The organism is Bacteroidia bacterium, assembly GCA_025056095.1.
Classification (GTDB): Bacteria; Bacteroidota; Bacteroidia; order JANWVE01; family JANWVE01; genus JANWVE01.
In genome coordinates this window covers 1-4,721 of record JANWVW010000219.1, presented here as the reverse complement: position 1 = coordinate 4,721, position 4,721 = coordinate 1, and the positions used below count along the sequence as shown (strand labels likewise).

General features: G+C 40.8%; 4 protein-coding genes. 2 read left to right on the top strand and 2 right to left on the bottom strand.

The features are described from left to right. Nucleotides 1-1,311: T9SS type A sorting domain-containing protein (locus NZ519_12275; GenBank protein MCS7029530.1), on the top strand; the 1,311-nt coding region annotated here is incomplete at its 5' end. A gap of 108 nt (nucleotides 1,312-1,419) precedes the next feature. On the opposite strand, the gene NZ519_12270 is transcribed toward NZ519_12275, so the two are convergent. Next, entirely contained in the window at nucleotides 1,420-1,689 is a 270-nt protein-coding gene (locus NZ519_12270; protein ID MCS7029529.1) for a hypothetical protein, read from the bottom strand. 150 nt (nucleotides 1,690-1,839) lie between these two features. After that, nucleotides 1,840-4,101: an aconitate hydratase gene (locus tag NZ519_12265; protein MCS7029528.1), complete on the bottom strand. Its 2,262-nt coding sequence runs from the start codon at nucleotides 4,099-4,101 to the stop codon at nucleotides 1,840-1,842. Nucleotides 4,102-4,180: 79 nt separating this feature from the next. Between NZ519_12265 and NZ519_12260 the strand changes: the two genes are divergently transcribed. Then, nucleotides 4,181-4,721 (top strand): AAA family ATPase (locus NZ519_12260; GenBank protein MCS7029527.1); only part of this gene is annotated, 541 nt, incomplete at its 3' end.

The window sequence follows — 4,721 nt, the reverse complement described above, 5'->3', positions numbered from 1 at the left end:
TTGGGAACTCGTTTCTGGCCAGCAGGAGTACCTCAACCCGCTGCCTTCAATGTTACAGGTTTGCCTTGTGTAGGAGCATCAGGAGTTACTATTGAAGCAGCATATTTATGGTGGAGTGTATCTACTAACACTAACCCCGCTACTATGAATGTAACTATTCAAAACCCACTGGGAGTTACAAGCGTATTTGTGGGTAATAGAATAGGAACAGGAAGTAATACGTGCTGGGGCTACAGTGCTACTTCTAGTTATAGAGCTACTATTCCGCCTTCTTTTATTACAGGAAGCGGTACATACACAATTAGCGGCCTACCTACTGCCAGCAGCACAGGTTGGATGGAAGATACTGATGGCGCTACGCTGATGATTATCTATAGTGATCCTTCCCAAAATTATGTAGGAAGACTGATTATTCACGATGGTGCACTAATAGAACTCGGAAACCCTTCAACGCATTTTACTCCTATAATCCCCGCCGTTTGCTCTAACAGTATATTTGGAATGGCTTTTATCATGGGGAGTGATTTTCAGCTTAGCGGGAATACTTATAGCTTAAACGGTGGACCTTACACATCCTATCTACCAGATAATACTTGGTGGGACTTTATTGAAGTATCCACAAGCTACTTTGCAGGACAAACTTCTTCTAGTTTTGGAATAAATACTGCTGGAGATTGCTACAACTGGGTAGCCGCAGGAGTATATTTTAGAACTAATCCAGGAGGTTCTTGTTTGTCTTGTACTACTTCACCAGTTTGCCCATTGCCTACAAATACTATTGACCTAAAAGTAGATGGAATTTCGAACAAATATGTATCTCTAGAATGGAACAGTTTTGAGTTTGGTACAGCTAAATCTTATACAGTAGAAAGAAGCATTCAAAATCAAGAATTTAGCAGCCTTGCTGTGCTAGAAGAGAGACCTATCATGCAATTTACGGACAAATCTCCATCATATAATGTACCTATGCACTATCGCATTCGCATACAAGATAAGAATGGGCAAACCTATTACACGGAAACTAAGACAATTACGTTACACAATACTAGCAAAGTATTCGCTTCGGTATATCCAAATCCTACTACTCTTGACAAGGGATTGAATTTATCATACTTCACTTATCAAGCTGATAGGCTAAACATAACAGTTCAGGATATGATGGGCAGAACGATATTTAGTCAAACGTATGAAACTCAAGCGGGTGATAATTCTCTTAAAATACAATGGAGTAACATACAAACAGGTAACTATATTCTCAAAGTAGATAACGATAGAGAAACTCAATACTTCAAAGTAGTAATTACTGAATGAGCATGAAAATGGATTCGCGGGATATTTTTTAATTTTCATTTTTTGGGCGTGTCCCTCGCTGCGCTCGGGTCGGGCTACTTCGCACTACGCGTGCGCTTCGGTACTTCGCTACGCTTCGTACTGCCTAACGGCATGCTCCATGCCCCTCACGCAAATTACCTGTGCAATTATGTCTTTACCTTGTTTGAGCTTGAAGTACAAGTACTTACAAGCTAAAACTTTGCATAAAGTGCAGTGAAATGATTTTTTCAGAGATCCCTTGCGTGAGGCATGCGAAGGGCGTGCGTCAGCACGGTGCGCAGCGAAGCGAAGCACCGAAGCGATAGCGTAGCCCGTAGCACGCCGACCTTGTGGGCATGAGCGCAGCGAAACGCCCACAAGGGCACGCCCAAAAAATTAAAAATTAAAAACTAAAAATTAAAACTTAAACTTAACCTCTGTACAGTTATTTTTCACGTAGAACAAAAATAAGCCCAAATGAAAACCCCACCAAGCCGTACAGACCGATGGGGCATCAAACTATAGGATTTAAGAGCTTTTTTTGCTAATTAAGTTCAAGGCACTACCTGCTCTAAACCATTCTATTTGTTGAGCATTGTAGCTGTGCTTAGCTTCTATAATCTCTTTTGTGCCATCGGCATGCTTAATTTCTATTTTGAGATTTACCCCAGGGGCAAATTCATCTAAATTCAAAATTGAAAGTATATCATCTTCCTGAATTTTGTCATAATCTGCAGGATTAGCAAAGGTAAGAGCAAGCATACCTTGTTTTTTGAGGTTAGTTTCATGAATTCGTGCAAAAGAACGGACTAATATCACTTTTCCGCCTAAGTGGCGAGGTTCCATAGCAGCATGTTCCCTTGATGAACCTTCACCATAATTCTCGTCGCCGACTACTACCCAACCTATGTTGTTTGCTTTATATTGGCGAGCTACCTTAGGTACTTCTTCATACTGACCTGTGAGCTGATTTTTTACTTTGTTTGCTGTATTGTTAAAATAGTTTATCGCACCAATGAGCAAATTGTTTGAAATGTTATCCAAGTGTCCTCTATATTTTAGCCAAGGTCCAGCCATAGAAATGTGGTCAGTAGTGCATTTTCCTTTTACTTTAATCAATAAACGCATGTTTTGGAACTGTTCGTTAGTATTAGGTGGAAAAGGAGTGAGCAGTTGAAGCCTTTCGGAGTTAGGATTGATAATTACTTGCACATTTGTGCCATCTTCCGCAGGAGCTTGGTAACCGTTATCTTTGACTTCAAAACCTTTTGGAGGAAGTTCTAGCCCTTGCGGTTCATCTAACATAACTTCTTGTCCTTCTTCGTTAATGAGTTTGTCTTTCATGGGGTTGAAGGTAAGCTTGCCTGCAATTGCAAAAGCAGTTACAATTTCAGGGGAAGCGACAAAGCCATGTGTGTTGGGGTTACCATCTGTGCGCCCTGCAAAATTACGGTTAAACGAAGTGATAATGGAATTTTTTTCTTTCTTTTCTGCACCTGCACGTTTCCATTGACCGATACAAGGTCCGCATGCATTCGCAAGCACTACTCCGCCCATTTGGGTAAAGATATCCAAAAGCCCATCGCGTTCAATGGTATAGCGCACTTGTTCAGAACCTGGAGTGATGGTAAATTCAGCTTTAGCCTTGAGTTTTTTATCTACGGCTTGTTTAGCGATTGAAGCGGCGCGGGTAATGTCTTCATAAGAAGAGTTGGTACAAGAACCAATAAGTCCTACGGATAAGGTTTCAGGATATCCGTTATCTTTAACTGCTTGGGCGAATTTAGAAAGGGGCCAAGCAAGGTCAGGCGTAAAAGGTCCATTGATATGAGGTTCTAGTTGAGATAGGTCTAACTCTAAAACTTGGTCATAGTATTTTTCAGGGTTTTGGAGGACTTCGGGGTCTGGGCGAAGGTATTCTGCTATGGCATCAGCCATTTGAGCTACTTCTGCTCGCCCTGTGGCTTTAAGATAGTCTGCCATTCGGTTATCATAAGGGAATATGGAAGTAGTAGCTCCAATTTCTGCGCCCATGTTGCAAATAGTGCCTTTACCTGTACAGGAGATTGTGCTTGTTCCTTCACCGATATATTCTACGATAGCATCTGTGCCTCCCTTTACTGTGAGTTGTCCTGCAACCCATAGGATTACATCTTTGGCAGAAGTCCATCCACTCATTTTACCTTTGAGTTTAATGGCAATTAGCTTAGGAAATTTAAGTTCCCAAGGCATACCTGCCATCACATCTACCGCATCAGCACCACCTACTCCTATGGCAATCATTCCTAATCCGCCTGCATTTACTGTGTGCGAATCTGTACCTATCATCATTCCACCAGGAAAAGCGTAATTTTCTAGTACGACTTGGTGGATGATTCCTGCTCCAGGTTTCCAAAAATCAATGCCGTACTTATTAGAAACGGAACTTAAAAAATCATATACTTCTTTGTTGACTTCGTTTGCTTTGGCAAGGTCTTGGGCTGCACCTACCTCAGCTTGGATAAGATGATCGCAATGCACAGAACAAGGAACAGCTACTTTCTTTCGCCCTGCGGTCATGAACTGTAAGAGTGCCATTTGGGCTGTGGCATCCTGCATAGCTACGCGGTCGGGGTTAAACTCTGCGTAATCTTTTCCGCGAGTAAAAGGCTTCTCAAGAGGTGAGGCTAAGTGTGCATATAAAATTTTTTCAGCTAAGGTCATGGGTCTGCCTAGTACTTTTCTGGCGGCATCTACACGTGCAGGAAGCTTTGCATACACTTCCTTTATCATGTCTAAATTGAATATCATAGTTTTGCAAATATACAAATAAAATCAAGTACCTGTAATGCTTCTCCTTTATGAAAGTGAAAATTGTATTTTTGCCATAATGAACAGAGTGTTTTTTCCTTATGGCGTGAGCAATTTTGAGATATTGGTCAAAGATGAGTACGTTTTTGTAGATAAAACTCAATTCATAGAAAAGTTAGAGCAGAATAAAGAGCGAAATGTGGCTTTTTTACGTCCCCGCAAGTTTGGTAAAAGCTTGTGGCTGTCTGTTTTGGAATACTACTACGATACCAATCAAGCACACAAATTTGAACTACTTTTTGGTAAGTACTACATTGGCAAGAACCCCACACCGCTGCATAACACTTACCGAATTCTCCGATTTGATTTCAGCGGTATAGATAGCGGTACCAAAGAAAAAGCTAAAAAAGGATTTGCTTTTTCAGTACTCAACGCAATAAGAGAATTTGCAGATAAATACAAACTTTTTACACAGGAACAAAGGCAATTTATTTACCATCACACTGATGCAGAGGAGATAATCAACGCTTTTTTTAGGACTTATGCGTCAAATGCATATCCAGAAAAAATTTACCTACTTTTTGATGAATATGACCATTTTACAAACGATATCTTGTATC

Bases quoted from the DNA above. Each gene is read 5' to 3' on its own strand.
- NZ519_12265 (MCS7029528.1), bottom strand. From the start codon at position 4,101: ATGATATTCAATTTAGACATGATAAAGGAAGTGTATGCAAAGCTTCCT.